Raw genomic sequence first — 18,023 nt, forward strand, 5'->3', positions numbered from 1 at the left:
TCTTTAGTCGATCCTGTATCGCTACGCCGGCCGCTCATGCTGCGAAGCGCTCGTCACCCAAGTGCCGTCGGCGCCGTTCGTCGGCGTCCGGATGTGCCGAAAGCAGTGCAGCCGCACCTAAGCCACCACACGGGCTTATTCCTGCTGTAACTCTTCGGGGGTCGAGGCTTCCACGCTTTCGATGGTCGATTCTTCCTTTGCGGGCGCCTCCTTCGGCTCTTTGCCGAAAAGAAATTTATGAACGCTGAAGGCAGGATCATGGTCGCCTGCGATCAGTCGCCTCTCCCAGGCGAGGAGATCCTCATTCCCAGGAAATTCTTCGACAGCGTTAGACGCGAAACGTACAGCCTCGGCGTGCCGTCCCACCGCCTCCAACTGATCAGCGGCTTCGAGCTGAAGCAGGGCATCGACGGCTGCGGGCAGAGGGGCTTCCTTGCCCTTGATTCGAGCAGTTCGTCGCGTCATTGCGAGCTCAGCCCACTCGTCTGCGCTCCAAGCGGGACGCCTGCGATTCGACAGCAGACCGAGCGTGAAGGCAGTCGGAGAGGGGGCCTCCAAGCATTCCTGATGGGAGTCGAGGAAGGCTGCGGCGCTAGGACTGCGCTCCTTAGGTTCTACCCATTCGTGCCAAAGCGCGTAAATGGCGACCATGGCTGTCTTTGAGCCACCGTCGGGTAAATTCGGAGCAAGATTCTCAATCTTGCCGATGACCTGCGACAGGTCAATGCCTTCGCGGGTATCGCCTGAGATGTGGGCAACAAGTGCTTCGACAACACCATTAAACCAGTTTTCTGCGGTCTTGCTATCGAAACCGTCCGCCTGCCAGACCCAATACTGTGGGGCGAGTTGCGCACGGATTATCCCAGGAAGCGCGTTGCGGTAGTCCCAAGGCTCGGGCGCTACCTTAGGCGCATCGGCGACGAACTGGCGCACAACATGCCGGACCAACCGCCAAAGGCCAGCGAGGGTTAATATGCGGCTAAAATTGGGCTCGAAGACGGTTTCGGCTCCGTCGGTGAATACCCAAGCTTCGTCGCCCAGGTCCTCAAGAACATGGCTCCTCTTGGATCTAATGTCATATGCGACACCGAGTAGCCGCTCAAGGTCTGCGGACCGTGGCGGGTGCCCCTGGCCGACCGCCTCGCCGCGGTAGTATGCCGACGAAACCCGCGCCAGGGTCGACGATACGAACCGGCGTTTAAGGCCGACGCGGTCAGCTTCTAGGACCGCAACTCGCATCCTATCGGCAAATGACTCTTCTTGACCTTTTAGCGCAGCGTCGATTATCTTTCGCTTTCTGCCCTCGTAACGGTCCCAACTGGCTGGGGTCGTAAGGTGTTCGTCTCCGAGGGACTCCAGTGCGGCGACGAGGTCAGTATATGCGCCCGTAGAGTCATCAATGGCGCGCCGGGTCGCGTCTACCGTATTGCGTATGACCCGCATAACGCGGGCGAAATCTTCGCGACCAAGGGCGATCAACTCGTCCATAAATCGCTTCACTTCGTTCAAATCCGAGGGCTGGATAACCTGCCGCGGGTCGAACAGGCCTGGAAACAAACTAGCGGCACCGTCACGTCGGCCAACGCCGCCAACGCGAGTCACCAGCCTGCGAACCTGATCGTGGTTGCGACAAAAGGTCAGGTTGAGGACGAAAGTCATCACGTACGCGATGTCATCGACGAGCTCGTATCCTCCGGTCGCCACCATGAATTCATTCGTGCCATCTGGCCGTTGTGCCTCGAGCCGATCGACTGCTTCGATCATGATGGTGGAGATGTCATGGATCCCGGTGGAGCCGATAATGGTTCCGACGGGCAACTCTACTGCGACGGACTCGATGAGCCAGCCATTGCTATAGACGGCGTGCCGGTGGAGGTGCTCGTTTATGGGTATGCCAGCGCGGAAGAACCGGCCGGCTGAGATCTGGAGCATCAACTGGCCCCTGAACCGCTCTTGCGCATTTTTCGCCAACTTTACATCTGCTTTCAAACTGGGTTAACCGCCAAGGCGAGAGCTAGCGTCCCGTTATGGCGTGAGTGGAGGCTATCGACGATAGTGCCCTATGTCATGCGCAGTATTGTCAGCTTGTCGACTTAAGCGGCTGTCAACGGCTGCCACCTGCCGTCGGTGCACACTGCTGCGTTCGGCTTCCTCTTCTGCCGCTGGTGGTGTGCGTCGATGTCTTGTGGGGGACTGCTCGGAGCACCGACGATAGTTACATGATCATTGACAGCTTGTCGGCCCCGTCTGCGCTGCTCCTGGTGCTGCAGCAGGGTCGGTGGGTAGCTCCAGACCGCTCGTCGTCGACGTATCGGGAAGTCTTCGGTGATGACGCCGTAGCGCCGCAGTTCCTTCCTTTGAGTCGGATGACGGCCAACAGGCGCTGGCTCGATGACATCTCTGAGGACTATCGCGGGTTCTACCTCGGTCAACCGGACCGGCAGAGCCCGCCCGGCGACGTGGATCCCGACCGGTCTCTCCTGATCGGTGACCTCGGACCTGACCGGCCGTTTGCGTTGGACTACAGACCTTCGTCGGTCGCACCGTCGGTGATCTACCTCAGCACAGCGGCGGACTGGATCGAGGTTGCGCCCAACATCGAGATGCTGATCGAACGCCTCGGGATCTGATTGTGCCGAGAGATCCCTTTGCTCTTCTGCCGCTGACCGGGCGCAGCGTTCGGTCGCGCCTGCCGTATGCGTGATGGCGTGCAGGTGGTCGGGCATTCGTTAGGTGCCGAACCCGCCGCACAGGTAGGACAGGCTCGTGGCCAGTCCCAATATCCAGCCAGCTACGAGGCCAGACGATGACCGACGGCCGAGCCGTCCGGACAGCGCGAAGCAGCTGCCCAGCAGCACCAGCTGGGCGATGCCGTACGTGAGTACGCCGAAGAAGAGCGCCGCGAACCTGCCACCGGCGTCCAAGTCTGCATTCGGGGCGCCACCAGCGGCGGTGGCCAGGGCGATCGTGAACCCAACAGCAAGGCCGTGCCCGGTGAGGGCAACGACCGCTCCGGCAACCATGGGCCTGGTGATCGTCACCGCCGGAGCGTGACATACGTTGAAGGATCCGGACCGCCCGTCGAGGCATGAACCAGACGGCGATTCCTGCGACAGCTACGACGCCCACGAGTCCTTCGATAACGCCAACTACCTCAAGCGCTACCAGCTGCGCGAGGAACGGCGGCGGCAGCGTCACCAGCAGGACCGGCATCAGTACCCTTCGGCCGGTCGACCTTACAAGCCCTCGCTCGACCAGGGACCGCTGCACCTCGCGCAGTGCGTGCTGCACTCCTTTCTTGCTGGCTAATCCGGGCGGGCGACCGGTCACCCGCCCGGGACCGGCCCCGTCAGCGCGGGTGGTAGACGACCGCGCGGCTGACACCCCAGACCGGGCGGATCGTCGCGGCGATGCGGCCGCGGTCATCGAGGTCGACGACCTCGCCGTCCGTGCTGACCCCGGCGAGGCTGAGGTCGTGCAGGACGCCGCGCCGCCACAGCGCCGGGCGGACGCTTCCGTCGGTGGCCTGGGAGCTGCCCAGGATCTCGCCGCGGTTGTTGATCGCCCGCAGCTGGGTGAAGCTGCCGCCGAGGGTGCCGACGTCCAGAGCGCGGCCGTGCCGCCAGAGGATGCCGCGCTCGAACTGCTCGGCCGAGAACTGCCAGCCGATCACCCAGCCGCGATCGTTGAGGGCGTAGGCGTTGCTGCGGTCGAAGGGGCCGGCGCCGAGGTCGGTGACCCGGCCACTGTGCCACAGGGCGGCGTGGAAGCCGCCCGGCACGGACACCCCGCCGGAGACCTGGCCGCGCTCGTTGACGTCGGACACCTCGCCGAGGGCCAAGGGCCGGGCGCGGCCGTTCGTCCACAGGACGGGGCCTGCGTCGGTGCGGCCGAGGACCTGGCCGCGGTTGTTGATCGCCACGGGCACGGTGGACGGGGCGCCCAGCGGCCGCAGGACACCGCGGTGCCAGACGTACCCGCCGGAGCCGTCGTCGCGGGTGCCGACGACCTGGCCGCGGTCGTTGACGTCGACGGGGTGGAAGGCGCCGAGATCGATCATCCGGCCGTGGCGCCAGAGGAACCCGCGGTAGGTGCCGTCGGCGGCCTGGGCGCGGCCGACCACGTTGCCGCGGTTGTTCATTGCGCTGGCGTAGCTGCTTTCCCCGCCGAGGGTGCCGAGGTCCACCATGCGATAGCCAGCCAAAGCGCCGGGCGCGGCAGGCGCGGCGGCGGTGGGTGCTGCCGTCAAGGCGGCCGCGAGGAAAGCGGTGGCGAGGAGGGATGGCATGAAACGGCTCCTTCCGGAGCGTCGCCGGACGAAACGTGCGCCCAGCGTAGGCGCGTCGCAACGCCCTGCCGGGTTGCCGTCACGAATCCGACAGCCTCGCCCTGCGCTACGCGTCACTCGCACGCGATCGTAGGCGTGGAGCCCTTTAGTACTCCAGCCGCACCTGGTGAAGTTGGAGTCTTCGCTGGTAGTGGGCTCTTTTGGCGCGGTACTGGTGTCGTCGTCGCCATCGTGACCATCGATGGAAGTGGTCGAAGGGTCGGGTGGTGGTGATCAGGTGTGCCAGGAGACGGCGGACCTCGCCGAGGGTGAGCGGAATGAGGCCGTCATCGGATTCGGTGCCCCCTTTTTGGCCTGTGCGGCGGTGACGGTGAGGTAGGCATGGGCGCACAGAACGAGAGTTATGTGCCGGTACCAGGCGTCGTACCGGCGCACCTGGTAGTGATCCAAGCCGACCTCGGTCTTGGCGGTCTGGAAACACTCCTCGATCGCCCAACGGGTCCCTGCCACGCGGATCAGGTCCTCGTCGAGGGTGCCTACGGGGCCGAAGCACAGGTAGTAGGCCAGGTCCGTGGGGCCGGTGATGCTGCGTCGGATCAGCAGCCAGTGGCCGTAGCCGTCAACCGTGCCGGGCAGGGAGGCCACGGCCCAGTCGTAGAGTCGCGGCCCTTTGGCGCCGGCGCCGCAACTGCGCCGCTTCCACGCCAGTGCCGGCGCGTTCGCGGCGAGGACATCCGGACGGGAACTGCCCACCGTGGTCGGGACCCGCTGGTTGCAGGGCACGGCCAGGACGTAACCGATGCGCTGCTGCTGCAGCCACGTCCGGAACTTCGAGTCCTGCCCGTATGCCTCGTCAGCGGTCACCCATTTCGCTGGTAGGCCCGCGGTGACGGCGCGTTCGAGCATCCGCAGCCCCAGCGCGGGTTTCGTGGCGAACCCGACGCTGGCGGGGATGCCGGCTTCGGTGCGGCGGGCGGGATCGTCGCACCAGCGGCGGGGCAGATACAACTCCCGGTCGACCAGGGCGCGCCCTTGCGGGCCGGCGTAGGCAAGGAACACCCCGAGCTGGCAGCTCTCCGTCCGCCCGGCCGTGCCCGAGTACTGACGCTGCACCCCAGCCGACTTGACCCCCTTCTTCAGGAACCCGGTCTCGTCGACAATCAACACCCCGTCGTCATGGCCGAGATGTTCCGCCACGTAGGCGAACAGGTCGTCGCGAACAGCGTCCGGGTTCCACGCAGACTTGTTGAGTAGCCGTTGCATCCGATTCGGCGTGGTATCTCCGGCGGCCTCGGCGAGGGTCCAGCCGTTCTTGCTCGCCAACGGCGACAGCAACCCGACCAGGTACGCCAGCGCCTGTCGGCGCGGCTCCGCCCGCCCGAAACGGTGCGCGAACCGCGCCAGCAGATCATCCAAACCCGCCCGCCAGCCCACGATCTCATCGATCAACACAAGCACGGGAGCCTGCCCCGTACGATCGGCCACAACAGACAGACGGTGCGACCAAGCCACACATCCGTCCAATAGCATCGACATCCGCAGCTACGCGGACGACATAACCCGGACGTCGATCATGCCGCTGAGCTGCTGAAACTCTGAATCATGAAAGTGCGGCTGGAGTACTAGGCTCTGCAGGTGGCGCAACTTGTGAGGGTACTGGCTCGCCATTGATGTGGCCCGCCCGACGAGTTACCGCGCCGCAGCGGTCGGTGGTGACGTGGCCGCCACCGCTGCGGCCGCCCGCCGGGTCGCGCGCTCGGCTTCTAGGGGATGGCCGGACATCGCTACCCGCGCACGGGCGAGGTCGTCGATCGCGTTCCGGATTGATGTGGCGGGTGCGTCCGGCGCCGAATCGAACCGCCAGTCGGATGGTGGACGCGCGGGAGCAAAGAACTCGCTGATCAGGGCGGCTAGCCGTAGATACGGCGACAGGGTCCGCACCAGCATGGTCGCTTCGGACGCCGGCCCTTCGATGACCGGAAGGTCCGCGACGTTCATCGCGGCCCGGAGGCGGAGGTGCAGGGGGCCGTCCTGCTCCTCCAACAGGTCCCGGAAGGCGATGACGTCCGGCACCAGGGTCGTGGTTGTGTCCTCCGACCGCAGTTTCTCGATCACCGCCCGGAGCATGGCGAACACGTCGTCGGCGAGGACCGCGTCGACTACCTCGGCGAGGGGAACGCGCCGGGCCTTTCCGCCATCCTCTCTCTGTCCCGCCCGATAGGTGACGCACGCACGTGCCGCCCGGATCAGATCCCGCGGGTGTCCGCCGGACCAGGTGTGGCAGAAGTACATGGCGGGGAAGGAGAAGTCAGTGGCCCGCAGCGCGAGCAGTTCCGCCGACTCCCGGTAAGTCAGGCGGCTGACCTCGACGACCTCGTCGAACGCCGAGTCGAAGACGTCGCGCACCACGACCCCGCGGGCGGCGAAACTGTGCATGGCATCGGTGGAAACCGATACCAGGACGTGTACCGACCGGACGTGAAAGAGGTCTTTGATGCCGTTCACGACGGCGACGACGTCCTCGGGCCTGTCCATCTTGTCGAGCTCGTCGACACAGATGATCACCTGGCTGCCGGTCACGCGGACTGCCGCGCGCAGGAAGCGCCGCAACCGCTCCACACCGTCGGCTTCGGTAGCGGTTCGTTCGGCGACGCTAACTTGGTCCTCGCCGGCCAGCGTGAACAGCCCTAGTTTCAGCCGGACGCCGTTCTTTGCCTGCGTGGTCTCGGTGAAGTGCAGATACGCCAACTCGGCCCGGGCCAGCCGTCGCAGCTCCTCCGCCGAGGTCATTGGCCAGGGAAGCGGAGCGTCCGCTCCCCGCCGGAGGTCCACGAGGACACGCCACAGCGATCGGAGGAAAAGGCCGAGCCATGCTCCGAAGCCGACTAACAGGAACACGGTGAGGGTACTGACCTTCCATTCGGAAGCGCCGGACGAACTGCTCCGCTCTTCCGACCAGAAGAAGAGGAGTGCGACCAGGGCGACAGCGAACAGGAATCCCTTGAGCACGTTGACCAGTAGGCTCCGGCGTCCGCGAGCGGGCGTGGTCGACACGTACGTACCCGCGCCTGGTTGCAGAATTACTTGGGCCAGGGTGCCGTGGATGAGGCGCACCAGTTCGCCCGGCTCGTACCGCTTGGGAGCCGGGACCCGGATGCCGAGCGAGGTACGGTCGCGGACGATGAGCTGCTGCATCATGGTCGACTTGCCGACCCCACGCGGTCCCGCGATCCCAATCGCCGACGTCGGATGGTCGGCGATGAAGCGGACGAGGTCGAGGTAGGTGGCCGACGACGTGGCCTTCTCAATGCCGATGCCGACCAACGTCGGCGCGAACCGGGAATCGAACAGCGAACCGTACTTTTTCTCGTCGGGACTACGCTCCAGGATGATCTTGCGCAGAAGGCCGGCGACAGCATCCTCAAACGCGTCGACCAGCAGTCCGTACTTGTCGCGCCGGGCCGTCCAACGCTGCTGGGCGGCGCTGTACTCGGTCATCGTAAGGGCCGCCGCGACGGCAGCGATCGCAGCGAGAACGACCGCGACCCACCCGAAAGGGCTTCCCTTGCCCAGGATCCAGGTAATGAAGGAGGCGAGGGCTAGGACCAACCCGCCGATTGTGGTCAGGGCGGGAGCCCAGTACCGCCGCTGAGCCGTGAACGACGCTGCGGCGTCGGCGGCACGACACGCGGCGATCTCCGGAGCGAGCCTCAAGGCGAGTTCGTCAGTACGCCCGGCGGCCGCCCTCGCTAGGTCCGGGTAGGACTCCTCGGGCTGGCGGAAGCTGTCCGGCCGCTCCCGCAGCAGCCCGAGGGCGAAAGACTCAGGATCAAGACCCATTAGGTCCGCGGTGAGGCTGCCCGCCTTGGTGCTCACGTCACCCGCCTTCAGGTCGCCAATGTGGAGTCCATCCTGGACCACTTGAGCCAGTCCATCATCGCCTTATCAGGCGACTTGGGTCGTCGGCCGACCGAAGGTGCACCCGTTCCGGCGCCGCGACGCTCCGAGCGCTACGGCGAACTAGCTGCACCCTTCGGCCCTGTTCTAGCCGTGCATTTATCTTCGTCGCCGGGTACACCGCCGAGCCCTTCCTGCCCCACCAGCGCGAGGTGATCGCGACAGCCGCACAGCTCGTCGAACGGATCAGCCCAGCCGCCACCAGCATCACCGGCTCCCAGTAAGGCAGCGCCCGTCGTCGGTGCCGGCGCGGGGGTGGCCCTCCTGGCCGGAGCGGCGACCGCACTGGTGCACGCGCTCACCTAGGTGTATCGCCGGAGTCGCTGGTGCCGCACAGCGCTTGGACGTGTCTGACCGACGGCGAAACGGTGGGCGGTGCGCTACACCGAGCTCCGCGCCGATGCGGCGGACGGATCGGCCGTCACGGCCGCAGGGACGGGCGCGCCGGCCGGCAACGGTGAGCCCGGGACGACTTGCGGCGGGTGCGGCCACGCCCGCACCGTCACGCCGGCTGGGCGGGTCACGCTTCGGCCACCGGTTTGTGCCCGCAGACCAGCTCCCAGCCGCCGGGCAGCACGGCCACCCGGTCGAAGCCGACCTCCTTGAGCAGACTGGTGTAGAACTCCACCTCCCGCAGCCGACTGACGCAACTGTCGACCCCGATGAGGAAGTAGCTCCAGAAGAACTGCATCGCCAGGCGGTCTGGGGTGCGGAACTCCTCGCAGATCACCAGCAGCCCGCCCGGTTCGAGGGCCGCGTACGCCTTCTCGACCAGCCGGCGGGCGACGTCGTTCGGCCAATCGTGCAGCACCCGGACGAACGCCATGGCGTCGTAGCCCGAGGGCAGCGGCTCGGCGAAGAAGTCGCCGCCGACGAAACCCAGCCTGTCGACATGCCCGGTGCGGGTCCGGGTCGCCTCCACCAGCGGAGCCACGGCCGGCAGGTTGTACACGTCGACCCGTAACCCAGGCACGTCGTCGAGGATGTGCGCGGCGAGCGTGCCGTCACCCCCGCCGATGTCCAGCAGACGGCGCCGGTCCGACCACAGCCGGCTGGCGTTGCGATGCATCGTCTCGATCACCGGACCGAGACCGACGGCCATGCTGCGCTCGAAGTCGGCGGTCTGTTCGTCGGTCTTCGGAGGCCAGGCGAAGTCGTCGTCGCTCATGCTCACCTCGCCGCGCAGGCTCTCGGCCAGCCGGCCGTGCAGCAACCGCCAGGGGTAACGGTCCCGGTCACGTTCGACAGCACCGGGGCCGACGACCGCCATGACGGCATCCCGGAGGCCGGGTACCGCACGGTACGTTGCCATCGCGATGTCGTCACCTGGCTCGCTGCGCTCAACGACACCGAGGCTTTCCAAGCAGTCGAGGAACTTGTAGAGCCGCAGGGGCCGCACGTCGAAGCGGGCGGCCAGCTCACCGAGGCTCGCCGGCCCGGGCTCCAAGGCGTCGAGCAGACCCGTGCCGAGCGCGGTCTCCAGCACGTCCATGGCCTTCGGCCCGTTGGCGAGCAGACTCATCAGCGCGCGTGGGGACAGCGTGACCTTCACCGTTTCAGCTCCTCTTCCAGGGCGTCCATGAACGTGTCGATCTCGTCGAGGGTGTTGTAGACGTGCGGGCCGACCCGCAGGTAGCCCCGCCAGCTGCAGACCATGTCGCGAGCGACCAACCGCCGCTTGACCGCCTCGCCGTCGGCGACGTCCAGGCACACGACGCCACCGCGCCGGTGCGGCTCGGTCGGGCTGACCACGTCGATGCCAGCCACCGCGGCCCGCTCCAGGATCCGTTGGGTGCAGGCGAGCGAGTGCCGTCGAATCGGGCCGGCACCTACCCCGGCCAGCAGATCCAGGCCGACCTGGGAGATCAACGAGGTCAGGGGGAACGGCGTCCCGCCGGCGAACCGTCGGGCCCCACCGGCCCAGCCTGTCGACGGCTGGAATGTGAAGGCCCGGTCACCGGCCTGCCAGCCGGTCGCCGCTGGCTCCAGCTGCGGCACCAGACCCGGGCGCACGTAGAGGAAGGCAGTGCCGACTCCGCAGAGCCACTTGTGCGCGCCGCCGAGAACCACGTCGACGCCGAGCGCCGTCACGTCCATGGGCATGACCCCTACGCTCTGGAAGGCATCAACGACCACCAGCGCGCCGACGTCGTGGGCGCGCCGCACCAGCCGGGGCAGGTCGACGGTGGCCCCCGAGGAGAAGCTGGCGTGCGGGATGCACACCAGCAGCGTGCGTTCGTCGATCCGTGCCTCGACGGCGTCCTCGTCGAACCGCGGGCTGCCCGAGCCGACCACGTCGAGCCGGGCGCCGTACCGACGGAACGCGTTCCAGATGAACGGCACCGTCGGATACTCCAGATCGGTGGTGACGATCCGGTTCCGCGGCGGACGATAGTCGAAACAGGACGCTACCCGGGCGAGCAGCGTGCTCAGGTTCGCGTCGGTGACCACGCTGCCCGGCGGTGCGCCGATGAACGCGGCGACGGAGTCGGCGTACCGGTCGAGGCCGGCGTGCCAGTCCTGCCAGACCTCGTCCCGCCAGTTCCGCAGCGTCCGCCAGTAGCCGGTGAGCACCTGTTCCGCGCCTCGCGGCACCGCGCCCGTCGAGTTGTTGTTCAGGTAGACGCCGGTGCTCAGCAGGGGGAACTCGGCGCGCAGTGCGGCGTGCGCGCTGGCGTCGAGGCACTCGGGCGTATCGAGGTCGGAGTTCCGGTGCGGTGGGCTCACTCAGGGCTGCCTCTGGTCGGCTCGATGGGGGACGGGTCGGGGCTCGCAGGCGACGGAGGTGAAGACCGGGATGGATCGGGCGGCGGCCAGATAGGGCGTGCCCTCCGTGTAGCCGGTGCCGGCCCGCGGGCCGAGCATCCGGGTCGCGAGCCGGTGGTGCGTGCGCCGCCACTGGAATACCGCGGCGGCGAACGACCGCATCTCCTCCTCGACCCGCCCGCCTTCGGGCGCGGCGAGCAGGCCGTCACGCACCGCCGCCCGGAACGCGTCGTCGATCGACGGCTGGCCGGCGTGCACCAGCTCGCGTACCTCCGGGACCTGGTGGTACGCGGCCGAGTCCAATCGCGACCCCTCGGGTGTGCGGCACAGCGACTCCATGAGCTTGTAGGAGCGGGACTGGATGGCGCTGGCCCCCGCGGTGTACTCCCGGAACGTCCGGAACGCCTCCGGCTGCATCGTCGCCAGCAGCGCGAACAGCGGCCCGGCGGCGGTGAGCTGCTGTCGGGCGTACGCCAGCCGTTCGGTCGCCCGCCCCGCCTGGCCGGCGGTCAGGGCGGCGATGGTGGCGCGCAGCTCCTCGGCGACCCCCGCGAAGAGGCATTCGTACGACTGGAGCACCCGGATGAACAGGTACTCGTCGTGCGACACATGGACTGGCAGCATGCTCAGCCGCAGGACCAACTCGCCGGCGGGATCGGCGTCGGCGGCGACGGCCCGCAGCTCGTCCGGGGTCGCCACAGCTTCCCGGCCGGGGACCATCCCGGCGATGCCCAGTCGGGCGAGAGCGGGTGACACGGCCCGCACGCCGAGCCGGTAGCGCTTGGACACCACGTCCCGGCTCGGGCGCCGCTCGGGCAGCAGGTCGGTGGCACCGGAGGCGGCGGTCAACTCGAAGGCCAGCACGTCGGCGACCAGGCGAACGAGGAGCCGGTCCCGGTCCCGTCGCGCACCGAACGGGCCGGCGACGTCGCCCCCGCCGGGCAGCCGGAGCAGCCGCAGCGCAAGATAGCTGCGGTAGTCGTACCGGCCGTCCCACTTATCGAGCGCGACGTCGAGGAAGTCACCCAGCAGCCGGGCCTGCGGCTCCCGCGCGGTCGCCGGCACCGTCAGCTGCGTACGGGCCTGGTCGAGCAGAGCCAGCACTTCCTTTTCGACGAAGTGTTTACCGACCCGGTGAAACTCCGCCAGCACGGCGGAGTACGGAAAACGGCAGGTCTGACCGCCGCCGGACAGCCAACTCGTCAGTTCGCGCACGAAACCGCACCTCGACATTTCGGTCGCTACGCAGGTGGGTGAGGAAAAATTGACAATTACTGGTGAACGAGGATTGTCAACGTTGGTCGGCCTGTGATTCGTTAGCGGATCCGTCGGAGGGCTTCAGGCGGGCCCGCCACAGTGCAGGGAAGAACCGGTGCCCGACGAGCTTGGCGAGCATCGTCGCCTCGGCGCCGCCGGGATCGTGGCCCCCGACGCGCAGAGCGACCCGGTAGTGCCGCATACGCCACAGCGACACCCGCTCGTCCCACTCGATGAGCGCCTCGGCGAGCCGCTGGACGGGGTCGGCGGGATCCGGCCGACCCAGTGCGGCCGGTTCAATTCCTCGGACTTCGAGGTGCTCGGCGAACGCCCGGCCGAGCTGCCGGCTCATAGCGTGGACCTGCCGCCATCCGGGTGACTCGGCCCCGGATCCCTTGCCCAGCGCCGGTTGCATGGCCTGGAAGTCGGCCGGGGACAGGTGCCGGAACATCTCCAGCTGGTCGGTGACCAGTCGGATCCCCAACGTCGCCCGGGTTAGCAGCGACTCGGTCACCGCCAGCTCGCCGACGCGCAGCCGGGTGACCGCCTCGGCCAACTCGGCGGCGATGAGCTTCAGCCACAACTCGGTGGACTGGTGCACCACCTGGAAGAGCAACTCGTCGCGGTGCATCATCTCGTCCGGCCGTCGTTGCAGGGCGAGCAGCGTGTTCAGTCGCATGTAGCGCGCATAGTCCGTGGCGCCGTCGCCGGGCAGCACAGGTGAGTGGTCCTGCTTCACGGAATCGGTTCCCTTCGGTCGACGTCGCTGCATCGGAAACCGATGGTGCGACCATGCGTGCAGCGGACATTATGCAACGGCAAACGACAATGTGCTATATCTCAACCCGATCGATCTGAGAGCGTAAAACCTCCTTTCCGCCCTTGAAAACGGTCAGGCTGGGCAGGGCGAGATTTGGCCGTACGTGTGCGGTGGGTCGGCAGGCCGTCCACCGATGCAGCCGGGGAAAAGCTGCGATGTGGCCGGCCCGGGCGCGGGCGGGGTGGCGGCGCCCCTGCTGATCAGCCGCGAGGTGGACCTGCTCTGGCTGGGCCAGGTGCTCACCGGGCCTTCGGGCGCTGGTGCTCGTCGAGGTTAGGGCCGGCGCGGCAGGAGCCGGATTCGCGGTGCCACCTATGAACTCCCCGTCGAGTCTGGGCGCTACCGGCCGACGGCCGAGAACGGCACGACCACGACGGCGTGGACCGTCACGTCCGGCGCTGTCGCCCGCGCCGAGCCGCCGAAGGGGTCCTGCACGCCCGGAGGGATCGGGCAGTCCGTGCCGCGCCGACCCCTGCTGTTACTGCCGGAACATGGAGATCTGCATGATCACGCCCGACGACAAGATCTCGGTCTTCGTGCGGACCACCGGACAGAGCGGTTCGGAGATCACCGGGCCATTCCGCCGGTGACCGGCTCCCGGCCCCGCTGACCGACACGCGACCACCGCTGTCCGGCCGCCCCGCAGCGGTGGCGGCCGGACAGCGGTGCGGGGTCAGCTACCGGCCGGGGGCGGGTGAGACGGGGTATCGGCCGACCGCGCCGACGGGTGAGCATGCCGAGGGCGATGTCGATGAAGAGGAAGCCGAGCAGAGTGACGCCAAGCCAGGGCAGTACCCAACCGAGTGCCACGGTGACCGGTCCACCGAGCGGCAGCGCCCACCACGGAAGCCCTCGGACCCCACCTCGGGCGGGCGGCGCGCCGAGCGGTGCGCGGCGACCGGCGCGGGTGGGGCGGCGCTGCCACCACATGCGGTAGCCCCAGACGATGACGCAGAGCAGGCCGAGAGCGAGCGCGGCGAGCAGGATCTGATTGACCGGGCCGAACAGGATTCCCATGTGGGCTTGAATGCCGAGGCTGCTGAGCCGCGCGAGGAGCGGCCAGTCGGCGAAGTCGCTGCGGTCGGTGACCCCGCCGGTGGTGGGGTCCACAGAGATCCGGTCCTTCGCGACCGGCCAGGTGTTGTCGACCTGGGCGACGGTCCATGCCTGGCCGGACTCCGCGGCAGGGCTGATCTCCACCGGCCCCGAGAGTCCGGCGCCGCGCGCGGAGGTCAGGACGATGTCGAAGGACGCCGGATTGTCCGCCGTGCCGGTCACCGCCCCACCGTGCTGGTGCCCACCACCACTAGCGGGCGGGGGCACGCCGTCGAGGGTGGTGGACAGTTCCGGAGTGCCGGCGCGCAGGACGTCCAGGCCGGCGCCGAAATTCGCGCCGGCGTACCGGGACCAGGTCAGGCCGGTGGCGGAGAGGAACAGCAGGCCGACCGCGAGCCAGACACCGGTGGTGGCGTGCCAGCCCCGCGTACGCCGGACTCCCTTGCGGGCGCTCAGGTCCGGTATGAGCAGGTGTGTCGTCCGGGCGCGGGTGGCGCTGCGGCGGCGCCACCACAGGATGACGCCGCCGAGCACGAGGACCCACAACCAGCTGGCGGCGATCTCGGAGTAGTGCCGGCCGACCTCGCCGAGGTGCAGGTTGCGGTGCAGGTCGTCGAGCCAGGTGGTGGCCGGGGTGGAGCCGAACCAGGTGGTGAGCTGCCCGGTGACCTCGCCGGTGTACGGGTCGACGTAGACGGTGTGCTGCTTGTCGCCGAGTTTCTCGAGCGAGAACACCACCCGGGTGGTCCGGTCGCCTGCGCCGGGCGCCACGGTGGCGATGGTGCCGTCGGGGTGCGCGGCCCGTGCGGCGGTGACCTGTTGGGCGAGGGTCGTCGGCTGGTCGCCGACGGCGGCCACGGCCAGCTGGTCGCCGTAGAGGGCCTGGTCCAGCTGTGGGGTGATGGTGTACGCCAGGCCGGTCAGGGCGGCGACCAGGAGGAGGAGTCAGACCCGAGCACCGGGCAGCACCCGATCATCCTCACAGTCGAGTCGGCATGACACACGTTGGACAGGCGCGAGCGGGGAGCCGAGCAGGCAGAGCGGCCCACGGCCGCGGACGATCAGAAGACGACGAGCGTGGGCACGCCGTCGAGCCGGGTGAGGCCAACCGGCCCCGGCAGGCCGGCGCGACAACGGCGGGCCGTACCACGGGCGGTACCACCGGGCTGCCCGCGACCGGCCTGCTGCTGGTGGCGCCGGCGAACCCGTGGTGACCCCCGGCCGGACCTGCCCCGTCCGGCCGGGACGCGCCGGCCGTGCGGTGCGGTCACGACACCCAGACCGGTGGCGAACGCCGCCGGTTCGAGGGCAGCGCGTACCCGGAGCGCTCCAGTTCTCCTCGACTCCCCAGTCGGATAGGGTGCTCGTGCATCGATGATCGGGCTCACATCGGGGGGTTGTTGCCGTCTGGCGACGCCATCGTTCGCAGGCCAGAGCATGAGCATCGGCTCGACCAACCGCCCTCGCCCTCGCCCGGCCCGCAACGGTGCTGGCGCTCGTCGATCGCAGGGTGTCCCGGAAGGATGCCAGATGGGTACGGCGCGACCAGGGTACGCAGGTGGCCGGTCCGGGCCCCCGCAGCTGACGCCACCGACGGTTGCCCTTCACCGCCCCGGTTCGTCGTCGAAGCCCGTCGGACGGGAACGTGCCGGCCGCCGGAAGGGTCGTCCTATCGACGATGGACCGTGCTGACGGTGACCCGGTCGTCCGTAGCCTCGATGGTGCCGGTCCACTCACCGTCGTCCTTCTCGAACGTGATGATGGTGGTCCCGCCGGTCGTGCGGTCGCCCGTGACGTCGAAGAATCCCTGGGGCAGGGCGGTGCGGTAGAACGCGAGTACCCGCTGAGGGTCGGGCTCGACCAGGGTGAGCCGGGCGCCGGCGGCGGTGTCGGAGAGGTCGCGCACCTGGCTGCCCGGCGGGAACCGGAAGTTGAACGGCAGGTTCGTCACGCCCAGATCCCGGCCGGTCAGCGCCGGCTCCTCCGCCTGTGGCGGCGCGGTCGACTGCTCGGCCGGCCGGTTGCGGGCGAACGTGACTGTGGTGTCGCGCGAGGTGGCGATGACCTCGACGGTCCACCCGCGTCCGTCGAGGTGCAGAGTCTGACCGGTGTCGGTGCCCACCGGGTATCCGGCCGGCGGGCCCGCCTGGCGGTAGTGGGCGAGCACCTGCTCGGGCGGAGGAGCGGTGAGGATCACCGTGGCCGAGCCAGGGTCGCCGAACGCGGTGTCGACCTTGCTGCCGGCGGGGAACCCGAGCCCCGGTGCCACCCCGGCGACAGTCCGGCCGTCCACCTCGACCCGGTCGCCCTGGTCGCTGCCCGGCAGGCTCGCCGGGGCAGCCGTGCTCGTGGGGGTGGCGCTGTCCGGTCCGCTCACCGGCACGGCCGGGTTGCCGCAACCGGGCGCCGCGATCAGCAGCGCGATCCCGGCCAGCGCGGGTAGCTTCCGCTGGAGACATCTCATCTGCCTGTCCTTCCGGTCGTACCAGGATTCGGTGGAGCCGTCCCGATCATGCCTGGTGCGGTCGCACCCCCGCACGACGGACGAACTGCTGTCGGCAGTCCTGCCGACAGCGGTCCGGCCCGGTCCGGCATGCTGAGTGCCATGACTGCCACGGCCGCCGTCGCTCCGCCCGCTTCCCGCTCCGGTCCCGGCCCTTCCCCGGCGATTCCGCTGACCACCGGCCTGATCGGGCTGTTCGTCGTGGTGCGGATCTGCCAGGTCGCCGCCTGGCCGGTCGCGGTCCTCACCGGCGGCACGGCCGGACTGCGGTCGGTGCCGGCGGCGGTGACGGTGTACGCGGTCCAGACTCTCGCGGTGGTCGGCGTGCTGGTGTGGGTCCACGGACAGGGCGCGGTGGGCCGGGGGGTCGCCGGGCTGGACGCGACGGTGGCGCTGGTCGCCCTCGTGGCCGGCGGCCTGCTCACCCGGCCGGGCCACGGCACCGGGTTCAGCCATCCGGCCCTGCCGGCCGCGATCGGCGCGGGCCTGACCGTCGCGCTGGCACTGTCGCGTCGTCAGGCCCTCGCCTGGTACGCCGCGCTGGCGGTCGGCTACCTGCTCGGGGTGCACGCCACGGTCTCCCTGGGTCCGGCGGCGCTGTCCGGGGCGGCGGGGAACCTGCTGGCACTGGTGGGTGTGCCGGCGGCCGCCGGCCTGGTGGTCGGTGCCCTGCGGCAGGCCGCACTGCGCGCCGACCGGGCGACCGTACGGGCGGTGAAGGCGGAGGCGGCGTTGGCCGAGGCGGGGCAGCGGATCGCGGCGCACGCCGCCTACGCCTCGGAGGTGGCACAGCAGCACCGCATGTTGCACGACACCGTGCTGTCCACGCTGGACGCGGTCGCCCGTGGCGCGGTCGACACCGGTGATCCGGTGGTGCGGCGTCGACTCGCCGCTGACGCCGACCATCTGCGTGGCCTGATCGCGTCCGCCGGTTCCGCGGTCGGAATGCGGCTGGTCGGCGAGCTCACCACGGTCATCCGGGAGTTGGCGCCGACCGGCCTGCGGGTGCACCTGCGGGTCACCGACGTCCCGCCGGACGTGCCGCCGGCCGTGGTGCGAGCGCTCACCGGCGCGGTCCGGGAGGCGCTCAACAACGTGATCCGGCACAGCGGCACCTCGACCGCCTTGGTGACGGTGGCCGGCCCGGCGGCGGGGACGGACGATCCGGACCCGGCGAGGCTGCGGGTCACGGTGGCGGACCGCGGGCGCGGCTTCGACCCGGACCGGATCCGGCCAGGGCTAGGGTTGTCCCGGTCGGTGCGCGCGCGGATCGGTGAGGCCGGCGGCGAGGTGCTGGTGGACAGCGGAGCAGGTCAGGGCACCACCGTCGAGATGAGCTGGCCGCCCGGCGCGTGGACGTCGGCGGCTGGGTGAGA

Annotated in this window: 14 protein-coding genes; 3 read left to right on the plus strand and 11 right to left on the minus strand. The window is 68.9% G+C overall.

From position 1 onward, the window contains the following. Nucleotides 1–135: 135 nt before the first annotated feature. Entirely contained in the window at nucleotides 136–1,932 is a 1,797-nt protein-coding gene (locus AMK25_RS05930; protein ID WP_073827180.1) for a hypothetical protein, read from the minus strand. A gap of 287 nt (nucleotides 1,933–2,219) precedes the next feature. Between AMK25_RS05930 and AMK25_RS05935 the strand changes: the two genes are divergently transcribed. Then, the gene (locus AMK25_RS05935; protein ID WP_083664644.1) at nucleotides 2,220–2,630 is read left to right on the plus strand and encodes an SMI1/KNR4 family protein; all 411 of its coding nucleotides are present in this window, start codon (nucleotides 2,220–2,222) and stop codon (nucleotides 2,628–2,630) included. Nucleotides 2,631–2,729: 99 nt separating this feature from the next. On the opposite strand, the gene AMK25_RS05940 is transcribed toward AMK25_RS05935, so the two are convergent. Beyond that, nucleotides 2,730–3,041: a hypothetical protein gene (locus AMK25_RS05940; protein ID WP_073827181.1), complete on the minus strand. Its 312-nt coding sequence runs from the start codon at nucleotides 3,039–3,041 to the stop codon at nucleotides 2,730–2,732. 19 nt (nucleotides 3,042–3,060) lie between these two features. Between AMK25_RS05940 and AMK25_RS31805 the strand changes: the two genes are divergently transcribed. Continuing rightward, nucleotides 3,061–3,309, plus strand: a complete 249-nt coding sequence (locus tag AMK25_RS31805) for a hypothetical protein (RefSeq protein WP_143194692.1) — start codon at nucleotides 3,061–3,063, stop codon at nucleotides 3,307–3,309. 40 nt (nucleotides 3,310–3,349) lie between these two features. Here AMK25_RS31805 and AMK25_RS05945 read toward each other — a convergent pair whose 3' ends face one another. The 9 genes from AMK25_RS05945 to AMK25_RS05990 all read right to left on the minus strand — a co-directional run bounded on the left by AMK25_RS05945 (nucleotide 3,350) and on the right by AMK25_RS05990 (nucleotide 16,608). Beyond that, the gene (locus tag AMK25_RS05945) at nucleotides 3,350–4,288 is read right to left on the minus strand and encodes a hypothetical protein (RefSeq protein WP_083664645.1); all 939 of its coding nucleotides are present in this window, start codon (nucleotides 4,286–4,288) and stop codon (nucleotides 3,350–3,352) included. Between the two features lie 273 nt (nucleotides 4,289–4,561). Continuing rightward, the gene (locus tag AMK25_RS05950; RefSeq protein ID WP_443189901.1) at nucleotides 4,562–5,734 is read right to left on the minus strand and encodes an IS701 family transposase; all 1,173 of its coding nucleotides are present in this window, start codon (nucleotides 5,732–5,734) and stop codon (nucleotides 4,562–4,564) included. Nucleotides 5,735–5,977: 243 nt separating this feature from the next. Further along, nucleotides 5,978–8,164 (minus strand): hypothetical protein, encoded by a 2,187-nt coding sequence (locus AMK25_RS05955; RefSeq protein WP_143194694.1) that lies wholly within the window; start codon nucleotides 8,162–8,164, stop codon nucleotides 5,978–5,980. Between the two features lie 601 nt (nucleotides 8,165–8,765). Next, nucleotides 8,766–9,797, minus strand: coding sequence for a methyltransferase (locus AMK25_RS05960; protein ID WP_083664646.1), 1,032 nt, complete (start codon nucleotides 9,795–9,797; stop codon nucleotides 8,766–8,768). Then, nucleotides 9,794–10,972, minus strand: a complete 1,179-nt coding sequence (locus AMK25_RS05965) for an aminotransferase class V-fold PLP-dependent enzyme (RefSeq protein ID WP_043325486.1) — start codon at nucleotides 10,970–10,972, stop codon at nucleotides 9,794–9,796. Before AMK25_RS05965 ends, AMK25_RS05960 begins: the two co-directional genes overlap by 4 nt. Next, the gene (locus AMK25_RS05970) at nucleotides 10,973–12,244 is read right to left on the minus strand and encodes a tryptophan 2,3-dioxygenase family protein (protein ID WP_073827184.1); all 1,272 of its coding nucleotides are present in this window, start codon (nucleotides 12,242–12,244) and stop codon (nucleotides 10,973–10,975) included. A 58-nt stretch (nucleotides 12,245–12,302) separates the two neighbouring features. After that, the gene (locus tag AMK25_RS05975) at nucleotides 12,303–13,007 is read right to left on the minus strand and encodes a tryptophan 2,3-dioxygenase family protein (protein ID WP_030274719.1); all 705 of its coding nucleotides are present in this window, start codon (nucleotides 13,005–13,007) and stop codon (nucleotides 12,303–12,305) included. 648 nt (nucleotides 13,008–13,655) lie between these two features. Beyond that, the gene (locus tag AMK25_RS05985) at nucleotides 13,656–15,080 is read right to left on the minus strand and encodes a PepSY-associated TM helix domain-containing protein (RefSeq protein WP_083664647.1); all 1,425 of its coding nucleotides are present in this window, start codon (nucleotides 15,078–15,080) and stop codon (nucleotides 13,656–13,658) included. A gap of 733 nt (nucleotides 15,081–15,813) precedes the next feature. Then, on the minus strand, nucleotides 15,814–16,608 hold the full coding sequence (locus tag AMK25_RS05990; RefSeq protein WP_013476112.1) for a hypothetical protein: 795 nt from the start codon (nucleotides 16,606–16,608) through the stop codon (nucleotides 15,814–15,816). A gap of 141 nt (nucleotides 16,609–16,749) precedes the next feature. Between AMK25_RS05990 and AMK25_RS05995 the strand changes: the two genes are divergently transcribed. Further along, entirely contained in the window at nucleotides 16,750–18,021 is a 1,272-nt protein-coding gene (locus tag AMK25_RS05995) for a sensor histidine kinase (protein ID WP_041784246.1), read from the plus strand. The last annotated feature ends 2 nt before the right edge of the window (nucleotides 18,022–18,023 follow it).

Source organism: Micromonospora sp. TSRI0369, from assembly GCF_001905625.1.
Classification (GTDB): Bacteria; Actinomycetota; Actinomycetes; order Mycobacteriales; family Micromonosporaceae; genus Micromonospora; species Micromonospora echinospora_A.